This is a genomic window from Bradyrhizobium guangzhouense (genome assembly GCF_004114955.1).
In the GTDB taxonomy this organism is placed as follows: Bacteria; Pseudomonadota; Alphaproteobacteria; order Rhizobiales; family Xanthobacteraceae; genus Bradyrhizobium; species Bradyrhizobium guangzhouense.
The window spans coordinates 5,635,098-5,661,269 of the sequence record NZ_CP030053.1 but is presented as its reverse complement, the minus strand read 5'-3'; the positions used below and the strand labels follow the sequence as shown (position 1 = coordinate 5,661,269).

At 63.0% G+C, this 26,172-nt stretch carries 27 protein-coding genes; 17 read left to right on the top strand and 10 right to left on the bottom strand.

All coding sequences use genetic code 11. From position 1 onward, the window contains the following. Positions 1-73: 73 nt before the first annotated feature. The 3 genes from XH91_RS27075 to XH91_RS27065 all read right to left on the bottom strand — a co-directional run bounded on the left by XH91_RS27075 (position 74) and on the right by XH91_RS27065 (position 3,453). Positions 74-1,033, bottom strand: a complete 960-nt coding sequence (locus XH91_RS27075) for an ABC transporter substrate-binding protein (protein ID WP_164934062.1) — start codon at positions 1,031-1,033, stop codon at positions 74-76. 276 nt (positions 1,034-1,309) lie between these two features. Next, positions 1,310-2,332, bottom strand: a complete 1,023-nt coding sequence (locus XH91_RS27070; protein WP_128953421.1) for an ABC transporter substrate-binding protein — start codon at positions 2,330-2,332, stop codon at positions 1,310-1,312. 209 nt (positions 2,333-2,541) lie between these two features. Beyond that, positions 2,542-3,453 (bottom strand): LysR family transcriptional regulator, encoded by a 912-nt coding sequence (locus tag XH91_RS27065; RefSeq protein ID WP_164934061.1) that lies wholly within the window; start codon positions 3,451-3,453, stop codon positions 2,542-2,544. A 156-nt stretch (positions 3,454-3,609) separates the two neighbouring features. On the opposite strand from XH91_RS27065, the gene XH91_RS27060 reads away from it, so the two are divergent. Both XH91_RS27060 and XH91_RS27055 read left to right on the top strand, forming a co-directional pair. After that, the gene (locus XH91_RS27060) at positions 3,610-4,590 is read left to right on the top strand and encodes a Bug family tripartite tricarboxylate transporter substrate binding protein (RefSeq protein ID WP_128953419.1); all 981 of its coding nucleotides are present in this window, start codon (positions 3,610-3,612) and stop codon (positions 4,588-4,590) included. A gap of 40 nt (positions 4,591-4,630) precedes the next feature. Next, positions 4,631-5,335 (top strand): dienelactone hydrolase family protein, encoded by a 705-nt coding sequence (locus tag XH91_RS27055; RefSeq protein ID WP_164934060.1) that lies wholly within the window; start codon positions 4,631-4,633, stop codon positions 5,333-5,335. Positions 5,336-5,504: 169 nt separating this feature from the next. On the opposite strand, the gene hemE is transcribed toward XH91_RS27055, so the two are convergent. Beyond that, positions 5,505-6,539, bottom strand: a complete 1,035-nt coding sequence (gene hemE, locus XH91_RS27050; RefSeq protein ID WP_128953417.1) for a uroporphyrinogen decarboxylase — start codon at positions 6,537-6,539, stop codon at positions 5,505-5,507. 111 nt (positions 6,540-6,650) lie between these two features. On the opposite strand from hemE, the gene XH91_RS27045 reads away from it, so the two are divergent. Beyond that, on the top strand, positions 6,651-6,866 hold the full coding sequence (locus tag XH91_RS27045; RefSeq protein WP_128953416.1) for a hypothetical protein: 216 nt from the start codon (positions 6,651-6,653) through the stop codon (positions 6,864-6,866). Positions 6,867-7,032: 166 nt separating this feature from the next. After that, positions 7,033-8,937 carry a diguanylate cyclase gene (locus XH91_RS27040; protein ID WP_128953415.1) on the top strand — a complete coding sequence of 635 codons (1,905 nt, stop codon included), beginning with the start codon at positions 7,033-7,035 and terminating at the stop codon, positions 8,935-8,937. A 12-nt stretch (positions 8,938-8,949) separates the two neighbouring features. On the opposite strand, the gene XH91_RS27035 is transcribed toward XH91_RS27040, so the two are convergent. After that, the gene (locus XH91_RS27035; protein ID WP_128953414.1) at positions 8,950-9,168 is read right to left on the bottom strand and encodes a SlyX family protein; all 219 of its coding nucleotides are present in this window, start codon (positions 9,166-9,168) and stop codon (positions 8,950-8,952) included. Beyond that, positions 9,158-9,925: an oxygen-dependent tRNA uridine(34) hydroxylase TrhO gene (gene trhO / locus XH91_RS27030; RefSeq protein ID WP_128953413.1), complete on the bottom strand. Its 768-nt coding sequence runs from the start codon at positions 9,923-9,925 to the stop codon at positions 9,158-9,160. The genes XH91_RS27035 and trhO overlap by 11 nt, the downstream gene beginning before the upstream one ends. A 182-nt stretch (positions 9,926-10,107) precedes the next feature. On the opposite strand from trhO, the gene ggt reads away from it, so the two are divergent. From ggt to XH91_RS27005, 5 genes are all read left to right on the top strand, one after another. Then, positions 10,108-11,694, top strand: a complete 1,587-nt coding sequence (gene ggt, locus XH91_RS27025) for a gamma-glutamyltransferase (protein WP_128953412.1) — start codon at positions 10,108-10,110, stop codon at positions 11,692-11,694. A gap of 220 nt (positions 11,695-11,914) precedes the next feature. After that, complete coding sequence (locus XH91_RS27020; protein ID WP_245477210.1) at positions 11,915-12,478, top strand: (2Fe-2S)-binding protein; 564 nt, start codon at positions 11,915-11,917, stop codon at positions 12,476-12,478. 4 nt (positions 12,479-12,482) lie between these two features. Next, a complete protein-coding gene (locus XH91_RS27015; protein ID WP_128953410.1) occupies positions 12,483-13,499 on the top strand; it encodes an FAD binding domain-containing protein in 1,017 nt (338 codons plus the stop codon). A gap of 2 nt (positions 13,500-13,501) precedes the next feature. After that, positions 13,502-15,793, top strand: coding sequence for a xanthine dehydrogenase family protein molybdopterin-binding subunit (locus tag XH91_RS27010; protein WP_128953409.1), 2,292 nt, complete (start codon positions 13,502-13,504; stop codon positions 15,791-15,793). A gap of 61 nt (positions 15,794-15,854) precedes the next feature. Next, positions 15,855-16,319, top strand: coding sequence for an FKBP-type peptidyl-prolyl cis-trans isomerase (locus XH91_RS27005; protein ID WP_128953408.1), 465 nt, complete (start codon positions 15,855-15,857; stop codon positions 16,317-16,319). A gap of 58 nt (positions 16,320-16,377) precedes the next feature. On the opposite strand, the gene XH91_RS27000 is transcribed toward XH91_RS27005, so the two are convergent. Continuing rightward, positions 16,378-16,596: a CsbD family protein gene (locus XH91_RS27000; protein WP_128953407.1), complete on the bottom strand. Its 219-nt coding sequence runs from the start codon at positions 16,594-16,596 to the stop codon at positions 16,378-16,380. Between the two features lie 129 nt (positions 16,597-16,725). Here XH91_RS27000 and XH91_RS26995 point away from each other — a divergent pair, with 129 nt between their 5' ends. The 3 genes from XH91_RS26995 to XH91_RS26985 all read left to right on the top strand — a co-directional run bounded on the left by XH91_RS26995 (position 16,726) and on the right by XH91_RS26985 (position 18,314). Continuing rightward, the gene (locus XH91_RS26995) at positions 16,726-17,241 is read left to right on the top strand and encodes a cupin domain-containing protein (protein WP_128953406.1); all 516 of its coding nucleotides are present in this window, start codon (positions 16,726-16,728) and stop codon (positions 17,239-17,241) included. A 129-nt stretch (positions 17,242-17,370) separates the two neighbouring features. Beyond that, a complete protein-coding gene (locus XH91_RS26990; RefSeq protein ID WP_128953405.1) occupies positions 17,371-17,799 on the top strand; it encodes a VOC family protein in 429 nt (142 codons plus the stop codon). A 26-nt stretch (positions 17,800-17,825) separates the two neighbouring features. Continuing rightward, positions 17,826-18,314 (top strand): VOC family protein, encoded by a 489-nt coding sequence (locus XH91_RS26985; protein WP_128953404.1) that lies wholly within the window; start codon positions 17,826-17,828, stop codon positions 18,312-18,314. A 166-nt stretch (positions 18,315-18,480) separates the two neighbouring features. On the opposite strand, the gene XH91_RS26980 is transcribed toward XH91_RS26985, so the two are convergent. Together XH91_RS26980 and XH91_RS26975 are read right to left on the bottom strand one after the other, a co-directional pair. Continuing rightward, positions 18,481-19,671, bottom strand: a complete 1,191-nt coding sequence (locus XH91_RS26980) for a hypothetical protein (protein ID WP_164934059.1) — start codon at positions 19,669-19,671, stop codon at positions 18,481-18,483. 2 nt (positions 19,672-19,673) lie between these two features. Further along, positions 19,674-20,372, bottom strand: a complete 699-nt coding sequence (locus tag XH91_RS26975) for a FecR family protein (RefSeq protein ID WP_128953402.1) — start codon at positions 20,370-20,372, stop codon at positions 19,674-19,676. 212 nt (positions 20,373-20,584) lie between these two features. Here XH91_RS26975 and XH91_RS26970 point away from each other — a divergent pair, with 212 nt between their 5' ends. Continuing rightward, positions 20,585-21,850, top strand: coding sequence for a phospholipid carrier-dependent glycosyltransferase (locus tag XH91_RS26970; protein ID WP_128953401.1), 1,266 nt, complete (start codon positions 20,585-20,587; stop codon positions 21,848-21,850). 78 nt (positions 21,851-21,928) lie between these two features. On the opposite strand, the gene XH91_RS26965 is transcribed toward XH91_RS26970, so the two are convergent. Beyond that, positions 21,929-22,570, bottom strand: a complete 642-nt coding sequence (locus XH91_RS26965) for an OmpA family protein (RefSeq protein WP_128953400.1) — start codon at positions 22,568-22,570, stop codon at positions 21,929-21,931. A gap of 72 nt (positions 22,571-22,642) precedes the next feature. On the opposite strand from XH91_RS26965, the gene XH91_RS39265 reads away from it, so the two are divergent. The 4 genes from XH91_RS39265 to XH91_RS26945 all read left to right on the top strand — a co-directional run bounded on the left by XH91_RS39265 (position 22,643) and on the right by XH91_RS26945 (position 26,092). Then, positions 22,643-22,969, top strand: coding sequence for a hypothetical protein (locus tag XH91_RS39265; protein WP_128953399.1), 327 nt, complete (start codon positions 22,643-22,645; stop codon positions 22,967-22,969). Beyond that, on the top strand, positions 22,966-23,220 hold the full coding sequence (locus XH91_RS26955) for a hypothetical protein (RefSeq protein ID WP_128953398.1): 255 nt from the start codon (positions 22,966-22,968) through the stop codon (positions 23,218-23,220). The genes XH91_RS39265 and XH91_RS26955 overlap by 4 nt, the downstream gene beginning before the upstream one ends. A gap of 118 nt (positions 23,221-23,338) precedes the next feature. Beyond that, positions 23,339-24,499: a winged helix-turn-helix domain-containing protein gene (locus XH91_RS26950; protein WP_128953397.1), complete on the top strand. Its 1,161-nt coding sequence runs from the start codon at positions 23,339-23,341 to the stop codon at positions 24,497-24,499. A 273-nt stretch (positions 24,500-24,772) separates the two neighbouring features. Beyond that, the gene (locus XH91_RS26945; protein ID WP_128953396.1) at positions 24,773-26,092 is read left to right on the top strand and encodes an MFS transporter; all 1,320 of its coding nucleotides are present in this window, start codon (positions 24,773-24,775) and stop codon (positions 26,090-26,092) included. The last annotated feature ends 80 nt before the right edge of the window (positions 26,093-26,172 follow it).

Here is a 26,172-nt window from a genome sequence, read left to right as displayed (position 1 = left end):
GTGCCGTCGCGCACCATGCCGTGATTGGTTCGTTGAGGAACAGTTGCAGACTCGTGCCTCGCAACAACAAAGTCTATTCAATCACCTCATCGGCGCTGACGAGTATCGCCTGCGGCAGAATCAGACCAATTTTCAGGGCAGCCTTCGTATTGATCGACAACCGAAAATTAGTCGGTTGCCGGAATGGTATCTCGGCGGGGTTCTGTCCGGTTAATACCTGCTTCATCTGGGCCGCGAGCTGCCGAAACGCGTCGATCAGATCCCGATAGTAAGCCATGAGCCCACCGGCAACGACGAGGTCACGGAAAGGATAGCAGGCCGGGACGCGAACGCTCGTAGTTAAACTAACTAGGGTCCCGCTATGGGATAGATGCTCTGGTTCATCGGAAACGAGCAGCACATCTGAGTTGGTCCAACTCGTCGATGCGAAGGCTGCCTCATAGGAGGCATCATTCAAGTTACTCCCCAAATCTACATGCGCTACGGAAAGCTTGAAAGATTGTGCGGCCTCTCGGACCATCGCGCCCTGAGGCTGCTTCCACGCTGACGAAGACGCTAGGTAGGCCAATCTCGAGGCCCCAGGTCTTGTCTCTCGCAAAAGTTCTAGACGCTTTCCATGAAGTTCAATGCCAGCATCAACGGTGACGCCGGTCACATTTGCACCAGGTCGCGCCAGCGTTTCCGCAAGTCCCCAAACCACCGGGTCTCCTATGATCGTGACTATAGGAATGCTTTGCGTCGCTGATTTGAGCGCGAGCGTCATCGGACCCGCGCCGGTCAAGATCGCCTCTGGATTGTCCTTCACGACCGTTCGGGCCAACTCGGGATAGCTGTCCAGCTTGCCGTCCCCCGAATAGCGGTTAACGATCAAGTTTTCTCCCTCGACAAACCCCAAGCGTGCAAGCTCGTCAAGAAATGCGCGATAAACCGGGTTTCTCGTGAGTTCCTCAATCGAGTGCCAAGGTGCCACGATGGCAATCCGTCGTTGATTTGCCGATGGCTGTGCTCTGGAGGCACGGGTCAACAGAAGCAAACCCACCCCTCCGATGAAGTTCCGCCTCCTCATTTGACGCCTCGTTCTGCTTTGGCCGGTCGCATGGAATCAGCATCGTCGGCAGTCTGCCAATCGCTGGCTCGAAGTTGCTGCCAGCCACAAAAAACCTTTGTTGATCTCCCCCTATCAGACCATAGCGACTGGCTTCGCGCCACCCGCCTTGCGGTGATCATGTCGCCTTCGAGTCAAAACCGGTCCATGCCGCAATGCGTCGAGAAAGATCAGCAGGGCCAGCAGCGGACGCTGATTCCCTCGCTATTCGATTAGTTCATCCGTCGCGGCCAAAAGCGTAGGCGGCGGGGTGATCCCGAGCCGCCTCGCAGTCTTCATATTGATGACCAGGGTGTATTTAACTGCTTGCTCGAACGGGAGCTCTCCCGGCTTCGCGCCCTGAATGATCTTCGCGACCTGGAAGCCTGCTCGCCGCAGCATATCGTGCAGATCGTTTGAGTATGACATCAACAATCCGCGTTGCGCCCAGAAGGGATAGACGCCACACGTTGGCTTTTCAGATTTTGTTAGAGATGTCACAACGCGAGGAATATCGAAGTCCATCCTTGGGTCGCCCGAAATGTAAAATGCGCTGACGTCATCCCGCAGTCCCGCCGAAACAGCGTCGTCGAAGTCATCGAGTGTCTGGATTTCATAGTTCAGAAACTCGAAGCCAAAATGATCTGACACCTTTCGCAAGGCTTTGCGCTCGGAAAGCGCCAGATTTCCGGCAGTAACCGGGGTTAGACTATCCGCAAAGTGGATCATCCCAAGGCGCGCAACGTTCGGCACTAATTCCTTGAAAAAGCCGATGCGTTTTGTGGTGAGGGCCTCTTCGCCGCCCACGGCGTTCATAGTGTTGCCAGTAATCATTCCACCTGGTCTTGCATAGCTTTCAGCAAAGCCCATTGCGATAGGATCAGCAGCAAGACCAGTAACGACCAGCGGGATATCCGGCGCTTCTTTGCGGATCGTGTTCAGCGCGCTCAGTGAGGCTGCCACAACAAAGACCCGCGGCTTCAACTCGAGTAGCTCTCTTGTAAGCTTAGGTATTCGCGACAAATTCCCGTTCGCGAAACGTAGTGCGAGAGTATAGTCAACATCCTCGACAAGCCCGACTTGTTTGAGACCCGCGCGCAGGTCGAGTGTTCTTTCAATAACTATTTCTTCTGTGAAGGGTGTTATGAACGCAACGAGAGGCGGGGTTGCGCGCCTCTGAGCCCGCGCAAGCGATGGCCAAGCAAATGACGCTCCACCAGCTAACTGCAAGAATTCTCGGCGTCTCATGGCGACAATTCCCCTGCAACGGCTCTGACTGGTAATCAAATCATAGGGAGTGGCTATCTGCCAGCACGGCAGAAGTGCAAATTGTCGGCTTCGGGTCACAAGCTGCCCTCGACAGGCTGCTTCCGCTTGGTCGGCTCATCTCCCGTAAACAAACATTGTGGCTCTTCGAGCGAAGGTCAGCCACGGGCCATCAGTAGACATCCAGAGCGTCACTTTCCTTTCACCATCGGCTTTGCCAGCTCACGGGCGCTGTCGATGACGAGCTGCACGACCGGGCTGACGGCGCGGTCCTTGATGGTGACCATCCCGTTCGGTCGGCGGGCCGCCGGCAGTTCGATGGGCAAGACCTTGAGCGCTGCCTCCCGGGCGAGAAATTTCAGTGCGGACGCCGGGAAAACCGTGATGAACCGCCCCGTCTCCAGCAAGCTGACCCGCATATGGGGGGAATCGGTGACCACCGTTGCCTGGGGATACGCGAGGCCTCGGGCAAGACAGGCCTGCGTGAGGATGGAGCCGATCACGCTCTCCCGCGGCGGAAGCACCCAACGCTCCTCCGCCAGATCGGGGAGCTGGATATTGCGCCGGCGCGTCCACGGATTTTTCGCACCCGCTGCGACGACATAGCGATCTTCAAAAAGAAACTCGAATTGCAATCGCTCATCAGTCATCGAGCCGCCGCTCCGCACGAACAAAAGATCGACTTTGCGGTCGCTCAACTCGCGGTGCAATGTCTCGATGTAGCCGGTGACGAGTTGAAACCTGATCCGCGGATGACGCCGGGAGAGCCGGTCGACGAGCGCGGACACAAAGCTCGCCGCCAGAAAGGCCGTGCTCCCGATCCGCACCTCTCCAGCGGTGGGGTCGGCCAGGAATTCGATGCTCTTCACGCCCCGTCGCAATTCGTCGAAGGCGGCAGCGCCGCAATCGATCAGGGCGCGGCCGCACTTGGTCGGCTCGATTCCGCGCCGGTGGCGATCCAGCAAGCGGACGCCAAACGCATGCTCCAGTTCCGCGATCGATCTCGAAACGTTGGGCTGGGTGGTGTTGAGCATGAGCGCCGCCTTGCCCATGCTGCCGGCCTGCACCACCGTCATGAGCACATGCAGATCCTGCAGCTTCATTCGCTTTCCGATGCGATCGCTCATCTGCATGGGAGCACCCATTTCCGTTTTGAGATGACCTCATCAGACAATAGCCTTATGCGCTTATGACGGCATCAACTATCCTCGGCCGTTGAGGAGAGCCCGCGCGAGTGCCGGTTCGACGGAGCAGAGCCTATGACTTCCTCCCGACGTCAATTTCTGCGCTTTGCAACTGGGGTGGCCGCGCCGGCGCTGCTCTCAGGGCCAGCTTGGGCGCAGACTTATCCTGCGCGGCCGGTCCGGATCATGGTCGGCTTTGCCGCCGGCGGCCCCAACGACATTCTCGCGCGTCTGCTCGGGGAGTGGTGGTCGGAGCGGCTCGGCCAGCAATTCATCGTCGAGAACCGGCCGGGAGCGGGAAGCAATCTCGCCACCGAGGCGGTCGTGCGCGCACCGCCGGACGGCTACACGCTCCTGCTGGTCGGCTCCCCCAACGCGATCAATGCCACGCTTTATGAAAATCTCGATTTCAATTTCCTGCGGGATATCGCGCCGGTCGCAGGCCTGACCCGTGGCGCTCTGGTGATGGTGATACACCCATCGGTTCCTGCCCATACGATCCCGGAGTTCATCGCCTATGCCAAAGCCAATCCTGGGAAACTATCCTACGGTTCGGGCGGCGTAGGCGGCATCACCCACATCGCCGCGGAGCTGTTCAAGCAGGCCGCCGGCGGGCTCGATCTTCAGCATGTGCCTTATCGAGGCGTGGCGCCCGCAATTACGGATCTGCTCGGCGGGCAGGTGCAGGTCGTCTTCGTCAACCTGGCGCCGTCGATCGGATACATCGCAAGCGGCAGGCTACGCGCGCTCGGGCTCACGACGGCAAAGCGATCCGAAGCCTTGCCGGATGTGCCTGTGATCGGCGAATTCGTGCCCGGTTATGAGGCGAGTTCGGTGTTCGGCATCGGTGCGCCGAAAGACACGCCGGCCCCGACGATCGACAAGCTCAATATGGAAGCAAATGCCGCTCTGGCCGATCCCGGATTCAGGATGCGCCTGCGCGCTCTTGATGCGACGGAACTGGGCGGTTCGCCCGTCGATTTCGGCAAGCTGATGGCCGCCGAAACCGAGAAGTGGGCCAGAGTGATCAGCCTCGCGAAGATTCGGCCCGAGTAGCGCGGCGAAGTCCTGGATGGCGCGGCCTGTGGGATTCGACATGCAAGGGACATTCAGCAAGATCTCCGCGAGAGGCGGCGGGGTGTTCGATTGCTATCTGGTCGCGCCCGAGACTGAGACGGCGGTTGCTGCCATTGTGCTTGCCTCCGCTATTCACGGCGTTGATACCGACATGATCGCAATCGCCGACGAACTGGCGGCATATGGCTTCATCGCGGCGGTGCCGGATCTGTTCTGGCGTTCGATTGCCGGTCCGCTGTCCCGGAATGACCCGCGCGCGGCCCAGCGCGCGCAGCCGCGCCTGGCACAAATCAAGGCCGGTGAAGAGGACATGATCGACACCTTGAGACACCTCGGCACAATCCCGCAATTCAACGGCCAGGCGGCGGTCATGGGATTTTGCTACGGCGGTCCGTATGCGATTCTCGGGCCCAAGCGACTTGGCTATGCTGCTGGTATCTGCTGCCACGGGTCCCAGATGCTGGACTATCTTGAGGAACTTGTCGGGGGTCGCCGGCAGGTTGATCTGATTTGGGGCGACAAGGACAATCGCGCGCCGATCGAGGTGCTGGAGACGTATCGTGACGCGGCAATGCGCATGGACAATGTCGACGTGCACATTCTTCCCGACGTGCGCCACGGCTTCATGATGCGGGGAAGTCCGTCCTTCGACCGGGCAGCATATGATTTTTCAATGAGGCGTGCCCGAGAGATTCTCGAAGGTCTGACGTCGGCCGGTCGCTGACGTCATGCGGAATGACGATCGGCGGGATGATGCCATCGTACACCTGTTTTGCCCGACGGGTCAAACGATATTCGGAAAATACAAAATCGATGCGGTGCAAAATCCGTCAATGATTTGTACGGTGCATGGGGTTGTTTTCGCGGTTTTGTTTCCGTCGTCGGGGTGCGCCTCAGCCCCGCACGCGCTTGATCATCTGTTCGACATGGGCGATCGGCGTCTCCGGCTGGATGCCGTGGCCGAGATTGAAGATGAAGCGCCCTTGCGCGAAGTTCGCCAGCACGTCGTCGACCGCGCGGTCGAGTGCCGCGCCGCCTGATATCAGCACCAGCGGATCGAGGTTGCCCTGCACGGCGACGCGGCTCTGCACGCGCTCGCGGATGAAGGCGGGCTCGGCGGTCCAGTCCATGCTGACGGCGTTGACGAGGGTAGCCTCGACGTAACCGGGCAGTTGTGCGCCGGCGCCGCGCGGGAAGCCGATGATCTTCGCGTCAGGGACCTTGGCGCGCACGCCTTCGACGATGCGGCGCGTCGGCTCGGTCGACCAGCGCGCGAATTCGGCCGGCGGCAGCACGCCGGCCCAGGTGTCGAAGATCTGCAGGGCGTTGGCCCCGGCCTCGAGTTGCGCCAGCAGATAGCGGACCGAGTTCTCGACCAGGACGTCGATGATCTCAGCGAACGCCTCGGGATGCCGGTAGGCCATCATCCGCGCCGGCGCCTGGTCGGGCGTGCCGTGGCCCGCGACCATGTAGGTCGCAACCGTCCACGGCGCGCCGCAGAAGCCGATCAGCGCCGTGCTGGGATCGAGCGCGGCGCGTACGATCTTGAGCGCGTCGAACACCGGCTGGAGCTTGCCGAAGTCGGCCTGCGCGGCGAGCGTCGCGACCTTGGCCGGATCATCCAGCGGCTCGAGCCGCGGGCCTTCCCCGACCTCGAAGCGCACCTCACGGCCGAGTGCATAGGGGATCACCAGGATGTCGGAGAAGATGATCGCCGCATCGAAGCCGAACCTTCGGATCGGCTGCAGCGTGACTTCGGCCGCAAGCTCCGGATTGAAGCAGAGATCGAGAAAGCCGCCGGCCTTGGCGCGCACCTCGCGATATTCAGGCAGATAGCGGCCCGCCTGCCGCATCATCCACAGGGGTGGGACGGCTTGCCGCTGGCCGGAGAGCACGTCGATGAAGGGCTTTGTCGCAGACTGGGGCACTGATGGTCCTGATGCAGGGTTGAGGTTCCTGATACACCGCCGCGGGCGGAAGCGGAACAGGGGAACCAGCGCAAATGCGCCGCGTTGACCCGCCAATGGAGGAGGAATTCCATGGCCCAGACATTCAACCCCGCGCCGCATGACAAGCATGCCGAGGACTTGCGCGAAGCCCTCGCCGCAGATCGCCACGCCAAGCTCGACACCGGGCTGGAAGATAGCTTCCCCGCCTCCGATCCCGTCAGCGCCGCGCAGCCGACGCCGTCGAAAGCCGATGCCGACGCCGACAATCCCTCGCTGTGGGACAAGGTGAAGGCGATCTTCAGCTAGCCATCGCCGGTTTCCGATAGTCTTGCTAAGACCTTGTTAGTGATCTGCGGAAGGCCCGGTCCGTAGGAGTACGGGAAAACCCGTAGATGAATGCGAATCCGCGCGGGGGCTTCAGGGTTCAATAACAGAAGCGGCAGAGTTTCCGGCGATCGGAGATTTCTGCCGCATGAACCTCGCCTCACAGAGAGCCGGATGGAGCCGCCTGCCGTTGCGCGCGGCGGCTTTCGTCGTGCTCACTTGCGTCGCGATCCTCGGCGTCAGCGGTTGGCGCGAATGGGCCGCGCGCGATCAGGTGCTCAAGGGCGCCGAAACCGAGATGGCGAACGTCGCCCGCTCGCTGACGCAGCACGCCGAGGACAGCCTCGATCTCCTGGATTCCGGTGTCGTCGGCGTCGTCAGCCGTCTCGAGATGGACGGCGCCGATCCCGCCACGATCGGCAAGCTGCGCAACCTGCTCGAGGCGCGCAAGAAGGCGATAGACCGGGTCCATAGCCTCGCCATCATCGACGACAAGGGCAATTGGCTGACTTCGCCCGGGACAATCGCCTCGACGCTCAGCGACGACGCCTTCTTCCGGCACCACCAGCTCTCGTCCAGGCGCGAGGCCTATGTCGGTCATCCCGTAAAGAGCCTCGTGGACGGCGAATGGGTCGTGACGCTGTCACGGCGGTTCAACAAGGCGGACGGCAGCTTTGGCGGCGTCGTGCTCGCCGCGATCGGCTCGCGGTATCTGTCGCACTTCTACGAGCAGTTCGAGATCGGCCGCAACAGCTCGGTGACGCTGATGTACGGCGACGGCTCGATCATCGCGCGCAACCCGAACAACGAAAAGTTCGTTGGCCTCAATGTCGGCGATACGCCGCTGTTCCGCGATGCCAGCCTGCAGCGGCCGAACGGCGCCTATCATTTCACCTCGCCGCTGGACGGGGCCGAGCGCGTCAGCTTCTTCAAGCGCTCCGGCCGCTATCCGCTCGTGCTGCTCGCAACCGTCGACAAGGACGAATTGCTGGCGCCGTGGCGGGCCGCCGCGATCTCCCGCATGCTGTACGTGCTCGCGCTGGTGATGCTGATCGCGATCATCGGCGCGGTGCTGGTGCGGCAGTTGCAACGTGGCCAGCGCATGGCCGCGGCCCTGATCGAGAAGGAGGCGCATTTCCGCCTGCTCGCGGAAGGCTCCAGCGACATGGTCACCCGCATCGGGCTCGACGAGCGGCTGCGCTATGTCTCGCCGTCGTCGAACCGCGTCGTCGGCTGGCGGCCCAATCAGTTGATCGGCACGGAGGCACTCGCCGGAATCCATCCGGAGGACCGCCCGCATGTCCAGGCCATCGTCGATGCCATGAAGCGTGGCGACACGGAAGAGGCGCGCGTCACCTACCGCAACGTGCACCGGCAGAAGTCCGAGGTCTGGCTGGAATCGACCATGCGCGTGACGCGCAAGGAGAACGGCAATGTCGACGGCGTGGTCGCGATCTCGCGCGACATTACCGAGCAGAAGAATCTGGAGACAAGGCTCGAGACCCTCGCGATCGAGGATAGCCTCACGGGGCTCGCCAACCGTCGCCGCTTCGACGAGCGGCTGAAAGAGGAATGGGCGCGCGCGTATCGCGATCGTTCCAGCCTTGGCCTCTTGATGATCGACGTCGATCACTTCAAGGCCTATAACGACGAATACGGCCATCCCGCGGGCGATGTCTGTCTGCGCGTGGTGGCAAAGACCATCGCGACCGAGGTGCAACGGGTCGGCGATCTCGCGGCCCGTTATGGCGGCGAGGAATTCGCCATGTTGCTGCCGAACACCGACGCTGCCGGCTGCGCCCGGGTCGGTGAGCGTATCCGCAACGCCATCCGCGACGCCGGCCTGGTTCATGCCTCCAATCCGACGGGGCCATGCGTCACCGTCTCGGTCGGCGGCGCGGCTTGCCGTCCGGCAGTGGAGCGCACCGCGGGCACGAGCTCGCTGGTTGAGGCCGCCGACCGCGCGCTCTACGCCGCCAAGGATAGCGGCCGCGATCGTCTGATGATGTCGGGCGAAATTACGAACCTGCTGCGCAGGGCATCGGGCCAGTAGCAGGGCATCAGCTCAATAATGCGGCGGGCGCTCGTTGCCGGGGCCCGGCGCGTTGGTCTCGGCTTCCTGCAACCGATCCCCGAGCTCTGCGACCTTCCGCACCAGCACATCGATCTGCTTCCATTGCGCCGTGATGGTCTGGTTCAGCGTTTCGATGGTGTCGTCCTGATAGGCGAGGCGCATCTCAAGTGCGTCGATGCGCTCGGTGAGCGTCTTGATCTCATTCGTCACGTGCGGCGTCCTTGTCCCGTTCGCGCAAACCAATTTCCTGCAAGCCATGGCCAAGCGCGACGCGCTCGTCGAAAACAAAACATTCGCCGCGCCAGCGGCTTTGCGCCTCCGGCACCTCTTCCAGATATTTCAAGATGCCGCCTCTGAGATGGTAGACCTCGGCAAAGCCACGCGCGAGCAGATGCGCGCTCGCCTTTTCGCAGCGGATGCCGCCGGTGCAGAACATGGCGACGCGCCGGTGTCTTGCCGGATCGAGCTGCTGGCTGACGAAATCCTTGAACTGACCAAAGCTCTTGATGTCGGGGTCGACCGCTCCCTCGAACGTTCCCATCGCCACCTCGAAGGCGTTGCGGGTGTCGAGCACCAGCGTATCGGGCGAGGTGATCAGCGCGTTCCATTCGGCAGCATCGACATAGATGCCGACCTGCCGGGTCGGATCGGCGGCTGCATCGCCGAGCGTGACGATCTCCTTCTTCAGCCGCACCTTGAGCCGGCCAAACGGCATCGCCTGGGCAGTCGAGCACTTCAGTTCGAGATTGTTCAGCCGGCCGCCGAACAAAGCCCCGTGCGCGAGCTCATGGGCGAAGGCGTCAATCGCCTCGGGCGCCCCGGCGATGGTCCCGTTGATGCCTTCCTGGGCCAGCAGCACGCTGCCCTTGAGGGACAGGCCGGCACAGAACGCGCGCAGCGGCTCGCGCAGCTCGCGGAAATCGGGCAGGGCAGCGAATTGGTAGAACGCGCAGACCTTGTAAATCATGCGCCCGTTTAGCAGGCGGCTGGCGCCCAGAAAACCCGCAACGGATAGCTCTCTTCCCGGCGAATGGCAGCCATTTCCCTGGTATGCCAGCATTGCCCGGACGCCCTGGAATGTGTCATGAAGGCCCGGTTTTTCCGAGACGGCGCGGCGCGCGCCCCACGGTCTGAGAGAGCAAAACTTCGATGAGAAACTTCCATTTCCCCGGCAGGTCCACGGTCCACGCCACCAACGCGATGGTGGCGACCTCGCATCCGCAGGCTTCCCTTGCCGCGATCGAGGTGCTGCGCGAGGGCGGCACGGCGGTGGACGCGGCCGTGGCGGGGTCTGCCCTGCTCGGCGTGATCGAGCCACAATCGACCGGCATCGGCGGCGATTGCTTCGCGCTGATCCAGCCACGCGGCGAGGGCAAGATCATCGCCTATAACGGCTCCGGCCGCGCGCCGAAGGCTGCCGACGCCGAATGGTATCTCGAGCGCAAGATCACCTCCGTGCCGCTGACCTCCGCACATGCGGTGTCCATTCCGGGAGTGATCGACGCCTTCGCAACCGTGCTGCGTGATCACGGCAAGTTCGGCTTCGACCGGCTGCTTCAGCCGGCGATCAAGGCGGCGGAGGAAGGCTATGTCGTCGCCCCCCGTGTCGCCTTCGACTGGAAGAACCAGTTCGAGAAGCTGAAGAACGGCACCAACACGGTGCGCTACCTGCTGCCCGGCGGCAAGCCGCCGGTCGCCGGCGATGTCATCCGCCAGGCGGAGCTCGGCAAGACGCTGCGCGCGATCGCCAGGGATGGCCGCGATGCCTTCTACAAGGGGGAGATCGCGGCGGACATGGTCGAGACCCTGCGCGGCATCGGTGGCCTGCACACGCTCGACGATTTCGCCGCGCATACCACCGAAACGACGACGCCGATCGGCACCATGTACAAGGGCTACGACGTCTGGCAGTGCCCGCCGAACGGCCCGGGCGTCACCGCGCTGTTGATGCTCAACATCCTGTCGCGCTTCGAGCTGACCAAATACGCGCCCGTCAGCGTCGAGCGCTTCCATCTCGAAGCGGAAGCCGCGCGCATCGCCTACATGAACCGCGAGATGCACGTTGCTTCTCCCGAGCACATGAAGATCAACGTCGCCGAGATGCTCGAGAAGGGGTTTGCCGACGAGTACATCAGCAAGATCCGCATGGACGGCATGCTCGACCTGCCCAATGTCGCGCCACCGATGAATCCCTCGACCATCTACATCACCGTGGTGGACAAGGACCGCAACGTCTGCTCGTTCATCAACTCGGTCGCGCATTCCTTCGGCTCGGCCATCGTCTCCAACAAGACCGGCGTGCTGTTCCAGAACCGCGCCGGCGGCTTCCGCATCCAGCCGGGCCATCCCAACTGCATCGAAGGCGGCAAGCGTCCGCTGCATACGATCATGCCGGGCCTGCTCACCAAGGGCGGCCGTTCCACGATGTCGTTCGCGGTGATGGGCGGACAGTACCAGCCGACCGGTCAGACTCATCTGCTGACCAACATCCTCGACTATGGCTGCGACGTGCAGGAGGCAATCGACATGCCGCGCGGCCTGCACTATGAGGGCCAGTATCAGCTCGAGGACAGCGTTCCGGCCGATATCGTCGAAGGCCTCAAGAAGCTCGGTCACAAGACCACCAGCGTGGTCGGCCCGCTCGGCGGCGCCCAGGCGATCTGGATCGATTGGGACAAAGGCACGCTTACCGGCGGTTCCGACCCGCGCAAGGACGGTTGCGCGCTCGGCTATTGATCGGGGCGCGAGGTTCCCCGGCGCAAGATCAGGAAAAGTTGACGGAAGGCGACGCGGCATCGGCAGCGTCGCCCTTGTCCGTTCGGAACGGAGCTCATGGCCCCAAGTTGGTGGGCGGTGAGCGGTGCAGGCGTGCGCTGCTTTGTTGTCGAAGCGGCGGAGGCCGTCCATGCCCGATCATTCAAGTTCCCAACCATCCGGATTCGACAGGCGCGCGTTCATGGCGGGTGCCGCAGGCAGCGCGCTTGTTCCGCTGACCGCGCGCGCGGCTGCGCAGGAAGCACGAGCGCCAGCGGCGCAGGATCCTGCGCTTCCCGTTGACGTCACGCTGCGGGTGAACGGCCAGGACAAGCGCCTGAGCCTCGATGCGCGCACCACGGTGCTGGACGCGCTGCGCGAGCATCTCAAGCTCACCGGCAGCAAGAAGGGTTGCGATCACGGCCAGTGTGGCGCCTGCACGGTGCTGATCGGCGATCGCCGCGTAGTGTCGTGCCTGACGCTCGCGCTCGCAGCCGAAGGGCAGGAGATCACGACCATCGAAGGTCTCGCCACCAACGACCGTTTGCATCCGATGCAACAGGCCTTCGTCGACAATGACGCTTTCCAATGCGGCTATTGCACACCGGGCCAGATCATGTCGGCGATTGCCTGCGTGAAGGAAGGGCATGCCGGCTCGGATGCGGACATCCGCGAATACATGAGCGGCAACATCTGCCGTTGCGCCGCCTATCCCAACATCGTCGCCGCGGTGAAGCAGGCCGCGCCCGAGATTATGAAAGGCTAGGCGCATGCGATCGTTTGCATACCAAAGGGCAACCGACCCCGATATGGCCGTGCAGGCGCTCAGCGCTGCTGCGGCCGCCAACAAGCCGCTGACGCAGGCCTCGGCCCAGCCGCTCGCCGGCGGCACCACGCTGATCGATCTGATGAAGCTCGATGTGATGCGGCCGGCCGCAATCGTCGACATCAATCCGCTCGCGCAAGGCTGGTCGGCGATCGAGCCTGGCAGCGGGAGCCTGCGGCTCGGCGCGCTTGCAAGGATGTCCGATGTCGCCGCGCATGACGAGATCCTGCGCAACTATCCGGTCATCGCCAATTCCCTGAAGCTCGCCGCCAGTGCCCAGCTGCGCAACATGGCAACGCTCGGCGGCAATGTGATGCAGCGGACACGCTGCAGCTATTTTCGCGACGTCTCCTACGAGAATTGCAACAAGCGCAATCCCGGCTCCGGCTGTGCCGCGATGGATGGCGTCAACCGCATGCACGCGGTGCTCGGCGTCTCCGATCAGTGCATCGCGACTTACCCCGGCGATTTCGCCCAGGCGCTGATCGCGCTGGATGCAACGGTCGAGGTTACCGGCAGATCCGGGACCCGCCGCATGCCGTTCGCGGAGCTGCACAAGGCACCGGGCAACAGCCCCGAGATCGAGACCTCGCTTCATCCAGGCGAGCTGATCTCGGCCTTCGTCGTTCCCAGCCGCTGGCCGCGGTCGGTCTATCTGAAGGCGCGCGACCGGCAATCCTATGAGTTCGCGCTGTCCTCGGCCGCGGTTGCGCTGGACGTGCAGGACGGGACGATCCGGGACGCGCGCGTTGCGCTTGGCGGTGTCGCAACCGTGCCATGGCGCGCCCGCGAAGCGGAGGCGCAGCTCAAGGGGCAAAAATTCGACGACGATCTGGCGCGGCGCGCCGCCGATGCCGCATTCGCTGACGCCAGGGGACGCCGACACAACAGCTTCAAGATTGCGCTCGGCAAGCGCGTAGTGGCGCGCGCGCTCCAGCAGGCCGTAACGATGGAGATCTGATCATGACTGCTGCTGCTCCCGAGCCGAAGGCGAATATGGGCCAGCCCGTGCCCCGCTATGATGCAGTGGCAAAAGTCACGGGGCGTGCGACCTATGGGTCCGACATGCCGCTGGACAATCCGGCCTATGCATTCCTGGTGACCAGCGCGATCGCCCGAGGCCGCATCGACAGCTTCGATCTGGACGATGCGAAGCGCGTCCGCGGCGTGATCGACATCGTCACGCACGAGAACGCCCCGGATCTGAAGGAATCAAAACTCTTCAGCAATGGCGGCTACGCCGGCACGACCATCCAGCCGCTGAAGTCGGCCGACATCGCCCATGACGGCGAGATCATCGCAGTGGTCATTGCGGAGAGCTATGAGGCCGCGCGCGAGGCCGCCAATCGCGTCAAGATCAGCTACTCAGCGGTAACTCCCAGCGCGAGCTTCGACTCCCCCGGAACCACGAAAGCAGCCGCGAAAGGCCAGAACGCGCAATTCAAGGAAGACCCGAAGGTCGGCGACTTTGCCAAGGCGTTCGGCGAGGCCGAGGTCCAGCTCACCGCGTCCTACGAGACGCCGACGCAGCACCACAATCCAATGGAGCTGTTTTCGACGAGCTGTGCCTGGATGGGCGACACCCTCGTCATCTATGAGCCCAGCCAGTATGTCTACGGCCTGAAGAACGGCGTCGCCGAGCAGCTCGGCATCGACGCCGACAAGGTGAGGGTGGTCAATCCCTATGTCGGCGGCGGCTTTGGCTCGCGCGGCTCGATGACGCCGAGAACTGCGATCATTGCCGGCATCGCGAAGCGGCTGAACCGGCCGATCAAGCTGGTCCCGACCCGCGACCAAGGCTTTACGATCGCGACCTATCGCGCCGAAACCCGCCACGAGATCAGGCTTGGCGCGAGCCGCGACGGCAAGCTGATCGCGCTCAGGCACGAGGGCACCGAAGTCTCCTCGCGCGCCGACCCCTATTGCGTCGGCGGCACCAAGACCACGACGCGGCTCTATGCCTGCCCGAATGTCGACAGTCTGGTGTCGATCGTGCGCGCCGACCGCAATACGCCGGGCTTCATGCGTTCGCCGCCGGAGGTGCCTTATCTGTTCGCGCTCGAGAGTGCGATGGATGAGCTGGCTGTGAAGCTCAACATGGACCCGGTCGAGCTCCGCCGCGTCAATGACACGACCAATGAGCCGATCGGCGGCAAGCCCTACACGTCGCGCTCGCTGATGGCGTGTTTCGACCAGGCCGCCAAGGCTTTCGGATGGGCACAACGCTCGGCGGCGCCGAAATCGATGTCCGACGGCGACTGGCTGATCGGCTATGGCTGCGCGGCCACCTGCTACCCGACCCAGATGGCTCCGGCAGCAGCGCGCGTTCGCCTGCAGCGCGACGGGCGCACCCGCGTCGAGATCGCCGGTCATGAGATCGGCACGGGCGCCTATACGATCCTTGCGCAGACGGCCGCCGAGAGGCTCGGCGTGCCGCTGGAGAAGGTCGCGGTCTTCATTGGCGACAGCGACTTGCCGCCGGGACCCGTCGCTGGCGGATCGAATTCGACGGCCAGCACCTGCTCCGCTGTGATGATGGTGTGTGACCAGGTTCGTCAGCGGCTGTTCAAGGCGTTGATGCCGAACGAGAGCCTCGCGGACAAGGCCAAGGAAACCGTTGGCATGGGCCAGACGCCATCGACGGAGGCGGCCAGAAGCGATCGCCGGCTCGATCTGGAGAAGGCCTTCGACGCGCTCGGTGCCGGCGTGGTCGAGGAATATGGCGAGTGGAAGCCGGAAGGCGCGCCGCTGGACTCCTTCAAGGCCATGCACAGCGGTCATGCGCGGCTCGTCGGTGGTGCGGCCATGAAGGACAAGATTGCCTATGCTTTCGGCGCCGAGTTCGTCGAGGTCCGCGTCAATCGCTTCACGCGCGAGATCCGCGCGCCGCGCCTGGTCGGCGCCTTCGCAGCCGGCCGCATCATGAATCCGCGCACGGCCCGCAGTCAGCTGATGGGCGGTCTGATCTGGGGTATGTCCTCGGCGCTGCTGGAGGCGACCGAGATCGACGAGCGCACCGCACGTTACGTCAACGACAATTTTGCCGACTATCTCGTGCCCGTGAATGCAGACGTTCCGGGCGTCGAGGTGATCCTGCTCTCCGAACAGGACGATCACATCAATCCGGCCGGCGCCAAGGGGCTCGGCGAGCTCGCCAATGTCGGCACCAATGCCGCGATCTGCAATGCGATCTATCACGCCACCGGTCAGCGCGTCCGCAAGCTGCCGGTGCGGCTGGAAAATATCGAGGTCTAAAGGGGTGGAAACGGCGTCGGCCTTGCGCTAGACACCTTCCGCCTCAAACGGAAGGTGCCTAATGCAGCGTTTCCAGCGCGTGCTCCTCGCCATCATGTCGGCATTCGCGATCATTTTGATCGGCGGTGTATCGACATTCATATCCACCACGGCCTCGGCCCAGACCGCAGGAAAGACCATGACCACAGCTTCAGGACTGCAGATCACCGACAGCGTCGTCGGCACCGGCGCCTCGCCGAAGCCGGGCCAGATTTGCGTGATGCACTATACCGGCTGGCTCTATGAGAACGGCCAGAAGGGCAAGAAATTCGACTCGTCCGTCGATCGCAACGAACCGTTCGAATTTCCAATCGGCAAGGGCCGCGTCATTGCCGGCTGGGACGAGGGCGTCGCCACGATGAAGGTCGGCGGCAAGCGCACGCTGATCATCCCGCCGCAGCTCGGCTACGGCGCGCGCGGCGCCGGCGGCGTGATCCCGCCGAATGCGACATTGATGTTCGATGTGGAATTGCTCGGCGTGAAATAACGCGCAAACAAAAAGACCGGCCTTGCGGCCGGTCTTTTCGCTTTTCGTCCAACTCAGTTTACTCGGTTGTGCGACGAGCGGCCGCAGCGGCGCGATCGATCGCCTCCTTCGCTGCGTCCTTGGCATCGCCCATGGCCTTCTGGCCCTTGCCCTTGACTTCCTGGACCACGCCCTCGCCCTGGAGGCGCTCGGAACCGGTGGCTTCGCCGATGCCCTGCTTGGCCTTACCGATGGCTTCGTTGGCGTTGCCCTTGATCTTGTCGCTGGTGCTACCCATGAAACTCTCTCCTTCCAGATTGCTCCCGGTAACAACGCCGGGCAGCTATGACAGTTCCGATTTTGGTATGGCTTGATAGGCCCGCTTTGGTTAGTTTCGCGCACACGGAACCAGCAGAAAGAAAAATCAATGACCGGCCACGATCACAGCCATTCCCACCATGACCACGATAACCACGATGATCGCTGGAAACATGACGGCGTGCGCGTCATTCCCGGCAACCAACTCGATACCAACGTGCCGTCGACCGCTGGCATGGACCGTGCGGCCGCGATCAATTTCGCTCGCGTCGGTGCGCAGAAATTGTGGGCGGGCACCGTCAGCATCAAGCCCGACGCCAAGACCGGCGCGCATCACCACGGTCATCTCGAGAGCGTCATCTACGTCGTGAAGGGCAAGGCGCGGATGCGCTGGGGCGAGAGCCTGCAATTCACCGCCGAGGCCGGCCCCGGAGATTTCATCTTTGTGCCGCCTTACGTGCCGCATCAGGAGATCAACGCCAGCCCCGACGAAGTGCTGGAATGCGTGCTGGTACGCAGCGATGGCGAGGCGGTTGCGATCAATCTCGACATCGAGCCGGTCGAGAAGCCCGAGACGGTGCTGTGGATCGATCCAGTGCATCGGGACCCGAACGAGAAGAGATAAGGCTGACCAGCCCGCGCGGGGCGCGGTGCGACAGAACTGCGCGGGCACGGTCTGAAAAAAATCCGGAAGCGGTGTCGGATGGCGGCCCAGCCGTCCGTCCTTGGGCAGAACCCCGCCCAAGGAGCCTCCATGCCCAGGATGATTTTCGTCAATCTGCCGGTGACCGACCTCAAGCGTGCGACCGCCTTTTATGAGGCGGTCGGCGCGACCAGGAACCCGCAATTCAGCGATGACACCGCAAGCTGCATGGTCTTTTCCGAGACCATCTACGTCATGCTGACCACCCACGACAAATTCCGTCATTTCACGCCGAAGCCGATCGCCGACGCAAAGACCTCGAACCAGGCGCTGTTCTGCCTGTCCGCCGAGAGCCGGAAAGAGGTCGACGATATCGTCGGTCGGGCCAAGGCTGCGGGCGGCGTGGCCGATCCCAGCCCTGTCGACGAATACGATTTCATGTATGGCCGCAGCTTTGAGGATCCGGACGGCCATATGTGGGGCGTGAACTGGCTGGACATGGCAGCTGTTCCACCGAAGCCCGCTATGGCGAACGCGTGACCGAAAGCTGAAGAGGAGCATTCGCAATGTCCAAGCTCGTGCCCTGCATGTGGTTCAGCGGCGATGCCGTGGAAGCCGCCAAGTTCTACGTCTCGCTCGTTCCGAATTCGGAGATCACGCACATCCAGCACAACGTTTCGGATGGCCCTTCCGGCAAGGAGGGCTCGGTGCTGGTCGTCGAGTTCACGGTGGCCGGGCAGCCGCTGGTCGCGCTCAACGGCGGCATGAAGATGGAATACACCCACGCGATCTCGCTGATGATCCACTGCGACGACCAGACTCAGGTCGACAGCGTCTGGAATGCGTTCCTCGCTCATGGCGCCAAGGAAGAGCAGTGCGGCTGGCTCAGGGATCGCTGGGGCGTGGCCTGGCAGGTGGTGCCGAAGGCGATGTTCGAGTACCTGTCGAGCCCCGACAAGGCTGCCGCCGCCCGCGCGTGGCAGGCCATGATGAACATGGTGAAGCTGGATGTGGAGGTGTTGCGGCGGGCGTTCGAGGGCAAGTCGGCGGCTTGAAGGGCAGTGCCGTTGCTACACGACAAGTGTCGTCGCCCGCGAAGGCGGGCGATCCAGTATTCCAGAGGCGTTCGTCGAAGAGCTCGCTCTCACAACGACCGCCGCTGCGTACTGGATGCCCCGCCTTCGCGGGGCATGACAGCGGAGTCTTGGGAGTGCTCGTCCGCTAATAATTGATCCGTAGCCCTACGCCGCCATGGATCGTGTTGCCCACCGGCTGCGGGCCCAGCGTGCCGTTGGCGAAGAGGTCCACGACCCAGCCCTTCTGCACACGGAAGCCGAGACGCCCGCCATATTCGAACCAGCCCTGGTTGCCCATCGTCGGCACCACCGTGCCGTCGCCGGTTACGGTGGCGACGATGCCGCTGTGGCTGGCGAAGGACTGCACCCAGCCGCCGTTGATGTTGGTCTCGATATTGTTGGCGAAGAGATGGGTCCACTGGCCGCCGATCTTGACCAGGCTGGTACGGTCGGTGCCTGTTGCAACGGTGGCGTCGAACGGATTGAACGCGACCGTGTTGTCGGCATAGCCCGACACGCGCTGCCAGAGCTGCCAGACCTCGATGGAGGCTGCGACCTCATCGCGCGGTGACAGGCGACTGATCCAGCCGGCGCGGCCAAAGACCGCGTAATTGGACGCATCGGTTGAGCTCGTCACGCTCACTGGACCCAGGCTGGTGTTGTAACTGCGGGTGTAGCGCGCCTTCTCCCACGGCGTCAGGATCGTCCCGACGTCGAAGAACGGACGCGATGAGCCCCAATCGGTGAAGTCATAGCGCAGCGCAAAGGCGCCGATCGGCGCGCTGGTGATGTGATAGCCGCCCTCGTTGTATTGCGTGTAGGCGATGCCGGCGAGCAGCGACAAATTGGGCGTCAGCTCCTTGCGGCCGTGGATGCCGGCCGAGAACGAGCCGGCCGAGCCGAACGCGCTGATGCAGTCGCTGCAATTGATCTGCTCGTTGACGCCAAGCAGCACCGTGCCGAGCACGCGGTTGGTGATCATCTGATTGAAGCGCTGGCCCGCGAGTCCGTTGATCGAGTTGCCGCTGGAATCGGAGCCGGTAGGCGTCGGGGTCGGCGACGGAGCCTGGCTCGGTGTTGGAGAGGGGCTTGGCGATGGAGAGGGGCTTGGCGACGGAGACGGGCTTGGCGAGGGGGACGGAGATGGGGAAGGCGATGCGCTCGGCGTTGGGGACGGCGAATATGTCGGTGACGGGGAAGGGGTCGGACTGCCGCACTCGGATTCGCAGAAGGTCGCGGCTGTCGCCGGACGGGCGTCGAGCGCGAACAGCGTGAGCGCGGCGGTCGCACCGAGCGCAAAGGCCAGGACAAGCCTCTTGAAACCGGGCTTTGCCATCGTCAGCGCCCGCACAGCATGCCGTCGTCGTGGACGGCGGGTGTGGTCGGCGAGGCATCGGCATATTGGTTGACGGTGCACAGCCCGGCATTGGCGGCGCAGTTGGCCGCGAACGTCCAGGGCGGCGCGTTGGTCTTGGTGATCGTGACCTTGCCGCCGGTCGAGGTGATGATCGCGGTGTCGCCCGGCTGGGTGAGCTGGATGCACTGGAAGCTCAGCGTGCAGACGCTGGCCGCGCCCTCTTGAAGCACGACGACCGAGCGGCCACGCTGCGAGAGGATGTCGAGGATCGTGCCGCGAACGCCGATGGTCGCGAGCGGCGTCGTGATCTTGTAGGCGGTTTTCTCCGAATGTCCGGTGACGAAGCGGAATGCACCGGTCGCCATTCGGATCGCGACGTCGCGATAGCTGTGCTCGTCGTTGAAGACGGTGCGATCGAGCTTCAGCGTCGCACTCGGCCCGAGCGACAGGTTGGTGCTGTCGGCCATGACAAAGCGCGCCGCGCTGTCGGCGCCGGTGCGGACGGTCTCGTCGCGCAGCATGCTGTCGCCGACATTGATCGGCGTCGCGCTGGCGGCCACGCGTACCACTTCGTTCTGGACGAGGACGGCTTCGCCGACGCGCGTCTGGGCCTGCACAGAAGGCGCAGCGCATAATGCGACCGACAGCAGTGTTGGGAAAAGCAGAAAACGCAAATTCATGTCGTAACCGATCGAGGTCCCTGATCGCTCTGGATCGCGCGCGCCCGTCTTGTGGCAGAATTATCACAGGCGGCGCGAGACGAGCGTTAGCTTAGTGACAGTTGCGGCAGAATGCGTTCAATGGATCGACAGAGTTGTTTTTTATTGGCGGTGACGCAGATTTGCCACGCAAAATAGCCCTACAACAGTCGCTGGAAGCACATGCGGTGCCGATGACGTCGCGAAGCGCAGTGATCGCTGTCGCGATCTTCCTAGCCGCGCATTTCTTGCTGCTGATCGGGCTGACGACGCCGGACAAGTTCGTGTTCGACGAGGTGCATTACGTGCCGGCAGCGCGGCAGATGCTGGGCCTGACTGCGCCGCAGCCGATGCTCAATCCGATGCACCCGCCGTTGGCGAAAGAGCTGATCGCGACATCGATCGCGGCATTCGGCGACAATGCGTTTGCCTGGCGCTATCCGGCAACCTTGTTCGGCGCGCTCGCTGTCGTCGCGATCTATCTCTGCGGGCTCGCACTGTTCGGGTTGCAAGGGCCTGCGATCGCGGCAGCGCTGATCGCGGCCTTCAACCAGATGCTTTACGTGCAGGCGCGCATCGCGATGCTCGACATCTTTGCGCTGGGCCTCGGCTTGCTCGCCATCGCTGCTTTCATGCACGGCTTTCGGCGAGAGCGGCCGCAGGCGCTGTTCGCGACCGCGGGTGCGCTGTTCGGTTTCGCAGCCGCGTGCAAATGGAGTGGCTTGTTTCCGCTCGCTGGCTGCATCGTGATCGTTGCGATGATCCGCTTGATGCAGCGCTGGCATACGCTGTTTGCCGATGCGAAGCCAACCGACTGGTACCGGCCCGATCTCTGGCCCACATTCAGGGCGCATGATGCCGCGCTCTGCTTTGTGCTGTTGCCGGCGGTGACGTATCTCGCCGCTTTCGTTCCGCTCTACGGCCTGTCGCTCTCGGATCTGATCGAGGCGCAGCGCCGGATATTCGCCGACAACACCACCACCGCGATCGCCGGCCATACCTACATGAGCTCGTGGCCCTCCTGGCCTTTGCTCGCGCGCCCGGTGTGGTTCCTGTTCGACAAGATCGCGGACGACAACGTTGCTGCGGTCGTCTTCCTCGGCAATCCGCTGGTCGCGTGGCCGGCGCTGCTCGCGCTTGCTGTCGTGTTGCGCGATTTCGTCATCGCACGTCGTTGGGATGCGTTTCTGATCGCGGCGTTCTATTTCGGCTGCTGGCTCGCCTGGGCTCTGCTCCCGCGCACGCTGGGCTTCATCTACTACTATCTGCCGGCCGCAACGGTTGCGTCGCTTGCGCTGGTTTATGCGCTGCGCCGAGAGGGGCTGCCGCGCTGGCTGCTGTGGGCCTATGTCGGCATGGCCGCGATCGGCTTTGCGGTGATGCTGCCGATCTCGGCGGCCTTCATCGGCACGTCGATGCAGACGTTCAACCACCTGATGCTGTTTCAGAGCTGGATCTGACGACAGAAAACCGCCTGCCACGCGCGCGGCAGGCGGTTTGGCGACTGTTGCAACAGCCCCTCAGGTCACTTGTTCAGATCATTTGGACGCGGTCTTGGTGTCCATGTTCACGACCTGGACGCGGCGGTTGATCGGGTCGGCGCCGTTGGCGGCGTCCTTCAGCTTGGTCTTGCCATAGCCGACGGTGACGAGGTCGCTGCCGTTCAGACCGTAGTTCTGCACCAGGTACTTCTTGATGGTGTCGGCGCGACGCTCCGAGAGGCCCTGATTGTACTCCTCCGTGCCGATCGCATCGGTATGGCCGGCGACCACGAAGGTCGAGCCCTTCAGCGACGGATCCGACAGTGCCTTGCCGAGTGCCTGCACCGAGGGCACCGAGGTCTTGGCGATGTCGGCCGAGTTGTAGTCGAACTGGATCTCCAGATCGATGTTCGGCTTGGTCGAGGCGAGCTCGGCGATCTGGTCGCGTTCGCCCATCGAGAGCGATCGGGTCTGCCGGTTGCGCACGGAGTTCAGGAAGGTCGCTTCCTTGGCCTGCGCGGTCGGATCGGCCTGCGGACCGACGGAGAGGCCGCGGGTGATCGGCTTCGGCTTCAGCGCATCCAGGATCTGGCTGGAGGAGACGTTGCTGTCGCCGGCGAAGGCCAGGCCCGCCGTCATCGACAGCGCGACCGTCAGCGTGATCGCCTTCAGTCCAAAAGACTTATTCAAATGGGTCATTGTCGTATCCTCGCTGTGACGCCTGATGGCGATTTGATGCTGCGAGCCTAGCGAAGGTTCAATGGCTCCGATGTGATCTTCGTCACGTTCGCAGGCCGGGCCTGCGAAGCTGCCACCGATCAGACCATGTGGCTGGTCGATCGTCCCACCGGCAACGTCTACTGCTGCCAGGCGGAGGGGCGGGGCAGGGCCTCCTGCGAGCCCGACGTCGCCACCGCCAGCGTCGGTGACCGGGCCAACGGCCGGGCCAAGGCGCCGAAGGACGGTCGCCAACGTCGGCCCGCTTTGCACTGCAACAAGAAAATTGTCTTCTCCGCGAAACGTTCTCGCCAGAGAATACGTAATTGCGAATGCCGGCATGACGCCGGTTTCGCTTTACTTGAGGAGACTTCTCGATGAGGACCTTGGTCACCGCCGCAGCCTTTTTCGCTTTTGCTCTTTCCGTTTCGCCGGCATCCGCCGCGATGATGGCGTGCACCAACGATAACATGATGAAATCGACGGCCATGATGACCGGCCCGACCGATACTCCCGCCAAGGCGGCCATGAACAAGGAAATGGCCATGGTCAACACGGACATGAGCATGGGCAAGATGAAAGGCGCCTGCATGCATTACATGAAGGCGCAGAAGGCCATGATGATGAAGTAGGTTCCGGCCTTGCCGTCCAGCCGCGCTGTCAGCAGCTGGCAGCGCGGCTTTTCCTCTCCCCGTTGTTTCGTTCGTTGTTGTTCTGATCGGCGCGAATCCGGCTACATTGCCTCTCGCAATGGCCCGCGCACCAAAACCCCTTCCGCTTTCGACGACACAGGCCCGGCAGATCTGGCTGCGGGCCCAGCGGCTCGATAGGCGCGAACCGTTCGGCGAGGGCGCCCAGGCCGTCACTGAGGCGGTCGCCCATCTCGGCTACGTCCAGATCGACACCATCAACGTGATCGAGCGGTGCCATCACCACATCCTGTTCAGCCGCATCCCATCCTATCGCCGCGCCGATCTGCGTCAGGCGCAGAGCGTCGACAAAAGCGTGTTCGAATACTGGACCCATGCGCTGTCCTACGTTCCGTCGAACGACTTTCGCTTCTTCCTGCCGGCGATGCGCGAGCACAAGCGCGAAGGGCACAAATGGTATGCCTCGGTGACAGCGACCGACACGCGCAAGGTGATGCGGCTGTTGCGGGCGGGTGAGCTGACGATCCGCGACATCGAGGACGACGTGCTCATCGAGAAGGAGCATCTCTGGCAGAGCCGAAAACCCTCGAAGCGGGCGCTTCAACTGGCCTTCTATACCGGCGTCGCGACCATCAGTGCGCGTCAGGGCATGCTCAAGACCTATGACCTGATGGTCAGGCATTTCGGCTGGGACAAATTACCGAAGCCGGCATCGCCGAAGGAGATCACGGCCTATCTGCTCGACCGCGCGCTGCGCTCGCAAGGCGTCGTCAGCCTCGATTCGATCTGCCATCTCGATGCGCCGAGCAAGAAGGCGGTCGGCGCCCTGGTCGCCGCGCGCGTCCGCCGCGGCGAACTCGTGCCTGTTGTGATCGAAGGCGCCGGAAAGCAGGAGCATTGGGCAGCACCTGCGGCGCTCGAGCCCGCCGAAGTGTCGTCAGATCTCGTCCACATCCTCTCGCCGTTCGATCCGCTGATCATCCAGCGCAAGCGCACCAATCTGTTCTTCGGCTACAACCACCTGTTCGAGGCCTATGTGCCGAAGGCCAAGCGCAAGCTCGGCTATTTCGCGCTGCCGGTGCTGGTCGGCGACGAGATCGTCGCCGCGCTCGATCTCAAGACCGACCGGCAGGCGAAGAAGGTGTTGATGCAGAAATGGACCTGGGTCGGCCAGGGCAAGAAGACGGCAGGGCGCAAGGAGCTGAAGCAGAAGATCGAGGAAGAGCTCGATCGGTTCGAGCGGTTTCAGCTCGAGGAGTGATGACTGCTCGCAACGGCGCCGTGCCCACTATCTGCGTGTGGTTGGCGCGCTTCGCTTTGCCAGCTTACGAGATCGCGTATTGCGGCAAGTCGATCCATCCAAACGCCCAACAGAATCGCAACCGCATACGCCGCCAAATTCCACAGTCCGAGCAGTAGCAGCGCGGCAGAATGATTGGCTGCGCCCCGTGCATTGCTTGCTCCATTGACTCTTTCGCGGCGATGCTCAAAACCCCGGATCAGCCCACAAAAGCAACAACCCCAGGGGGACGCCATGAGCCAGACCACGACCTACACCGCTTCGACCAGCGCGAAAAGCGCCATCGAGACCTCCACCATCCGCGCGATCTCCTGGCGCCTGATTCCATTCCTGGTTCTGGCCTACTTCTTCTCCTATCTCGACCGCGTCAATCTCGGCTTTGCCGCGCTGACCATGAACGCGGAGCTGAAGTTCACGCCGCTGATCTTCTCCTGGGGCGCCGGCATCTTCTTCATCGGCTATTTCATCTTCGAGGTGCCGAGCAATCTCGCGCTGGAAAAGTTCGGCGCCAGCCGTTGGATCGCCCGCATCATGGTCACCTGGGGCATCATCTCGGCGTTGATGGCGCTGGTGAGCGGCGTGACCAGCTTCTACGTCCTGCGTTTCCTGCTCGGCGTCGCCGAAGCCGGCTTCTTCCCCGGCATCATCCTCTACCTCACCTATTGGTATCCGGCCGAATATCGCGGCCGTTTCCTTGCGGCCTTCGCCATCGCCGTGCCCGTTTCGACCGTGATCGGCGCGCCGGTCTCCGGGCTCCTGCTCGGGCTCGACGGCGTCATGGGCCTGCAAGGCTGGCAGTGGCTGTTCATTCTCGAGGGCATTCCCTCGATGCTGCTCGGCATCGTCACCTGGTTCTATCTCACCGACAAGCCGGAGAAGGCGGACTGGCTCTCGGCCGAGCAGAAGGCCTGGCTCAAGGCCAAGCTCGATTCGGAAATTGCCGCCAAGCAGGCCGTGAAGCACTTCTCGCTCGGTGAAGCCTTGTCCTCGCCGAAGGTGATCGCGCTCAGCCTGATCTATTTCGGCTTCGTCGGCGCGCTTTACGGCATGCAGTTCTGGCTGCCGCAGATCGTCAAGGCGTTCGGCCTCACCAATGCCCAGACCGGCTTCGTGACCGCGATCCCCTATGTGTTCGGTACGGTCGCGATGATCCTGTGGGCCCGGCATTCGGATGCTACGCGCGAGCGCGTTGTGCATGTCGGTGCGCCCATGATCCTGATCGCGGTCGCGCTCGCCATCTCCAGCTATCTCACCGATCCCACCCTGACGATGGTGGCGCTGACCTTCGCCGCGATCGGCGTGTTCTGCGTCTTCGGTGTGTTCTGGACCTTGCCGACCGCCTGGCTGTCGGGCACGGCGGCCGCCGGCGCCATCGCGCTGATCAACTCGATCGGCAATCTCGCCGGTTTCGGCGGCCCCTATCTGATCGGCTGGGTCAAGGAAGCAACGGGGCAGACCTCGACCGGCCTCTTGGTGCTCGCCGTGCTGCCGCTGCTCGCCGGCATCCTGGTGTTTATCGGCGGCCATGAGACCAAGCACGAGTTCGCCGAATAGAGACGGTAGAGCCGAGCAGACGGTCCTGGAGGGTGGATTAGCGCAGCGTAATCCACCCTACGATAGCACCTTCCTGGTAA

Bases quoted from the DNA above. Each gene is read 5' to 3' on its own strand.
- XH91_RS27055 (WP_164934060.1), top strand. From the start codon at position 4,631: ATGCAAGGGACATTCAGCAAGATCTCCGCGAGAGGCGGCGGGGTGTTC.
- XH91_RS27015 (WP_128953410.1), top strand. From the start codon at position 12,483: ATGCGATCGTTTGCATACCAAAGGGCAACCGACCCCGATATGGCCGTG.
- XH91_RS26970 (WP_128953401.1), top strand. From the start codon at position 20,585: ATGACGTCGCGAAGCGCAGTGATCGCTGTCGCGATCTTCCTAGCCGCG.
- XH91_RS26955 (WP_128953398.1), top strand. From the start codon at position 22,966: ATGAGGACCTTGGTCACCGCCGCAGCCTTTTTCGCTTTTGCTCTTTCC.
- XH91_RS27045 (WP_128953416.1), top strand. From the start codon at position 6,651: ATGGCCCAGACATTCAACCCCGCGCCGCATGACAAGCATGCCGAGGAC.
- XH91_RS26980 (WP_164934059.1), bottom strand. From the start codon at position 19,671: ATGGCAAAGCCCGGTTTCAAGAGGCTTGTCCTGGCCTTTGCGCTCGGT.
- XH91_RS27000 (WP_128953407.1), bottom strand. From the start codon at position 16,596: ATGGGTAGCACCAGCGACAAGATCAAGGGCAACGCCAACGAAGCCATC.
- XH91_RS27010 (WP_128953409.1), top strand. From the start codon at position 13,502: ATGACTGCTGCTGCTCCCGAGCCGAAGGCGAATATGGGCCAGCCCGTG.
- XH91_RS27065 (WP_164934061.1), bottom strand. From the start codon at position 3,453: ATGAAGCTGCAGGATCTGCATGTGCTCATGACGGTGGTGCAGGCCGGC.
- XH91_RS26965 (WP_128953400.1), bottom strand. From the start codon at position 22,570: ATGACCCATTTGAATAAGTCTTTTGGACTGAAGGCGATCACGCTGACG.
- XH91_RS26990 (WP_128953405.1), top strand. From the start codon at position 17,371: ATGCCCAGGATGATTTTCGTCAATCTGCCGGTGACCGACCTCAAGCGT.
- XH91_RS27070 (WP_128953421.1), bottom strand. From the start codon at position 2,332: ATGAGACGCCGAGAATTCTTGCAGTTAGCTGGTGGAGCGTCATTTGCT.
- XH91_RS26945 (WP_128953396.1), top strand. From the start codon at position 24,773: ATGAGCCAGACCACGACCTACACCGCTTCGACCAGCGCGAAAAGCGCC.
- XH91_RS27040 (WP_128953415.1), top strand. From the start codon at position 7,033: ATGAACCTCGCCTCACAGAGAGCCGGATGGAGCCGCCTGCCGTTGCGC.
- ggt (WP_128953412.1), top strand. From the start codon at position 10,108: ATGAGAAACTTCCATTTCCCCGGCAGGTCCACGGTCCACGCCACCAAC.
- XH91_RS26975 (WP_128953402.1), bottom strand. From the start codon at position 20,372: ATGAATTTGCGTTTTCTGCTTTTCCCAACACTGCTGTCGGTCGCATTA.
- XH91_RS27005 (WP_128953408.1), top strand. From the start codon at position 15,855: ATGCAGCGTTTCCAGCGCGTGCTCCTCGCCATCATGTCGGCATTCGCG.
- trhO (WP_128953413.1), bottom strand. From the start codon at position 9,925: ATGATTTACAAGGTCTGCGCGTTCTACCAATTCGCTGCCCTGCCCGAT.
- XH91_RS26995 (WP_128953406.1), top strand. From the start codon at position 16,726: ATGACCGGCCACGATCACAGCCATTCCCACCATGACCACGATAACCAC.
- XH91_RS26950 (WP_128953397.1), top strand. From the start codon at position 23,339: ATGGCCCGCGCACCAAAACCCCTTCCGCTTTCGACGACACAGGCCCGG.
- XH91_RS27060 (WP_128953419.1), top strand. From the start codon at position 3,610: ATGACTTCCTCCCGACGTCAATTTCTGCGCTTTGCAACTGGGGTGGCC.
- XH91_RS26985 (WP_128953404.1), top strand. From the start codon at position 17,826: ATGTCCAAGCTCGTGCCCTGCATGTGGTTCAGCGGCGATGCCGTGGAA.
- XH91_RS27020 (WP_245477210.1), top strand. From the start codon at position 11,915: ATGGCGGGTGCCGCAGGCAGCGCGCTTGTTCCGCTGACCGCGCGCGCG.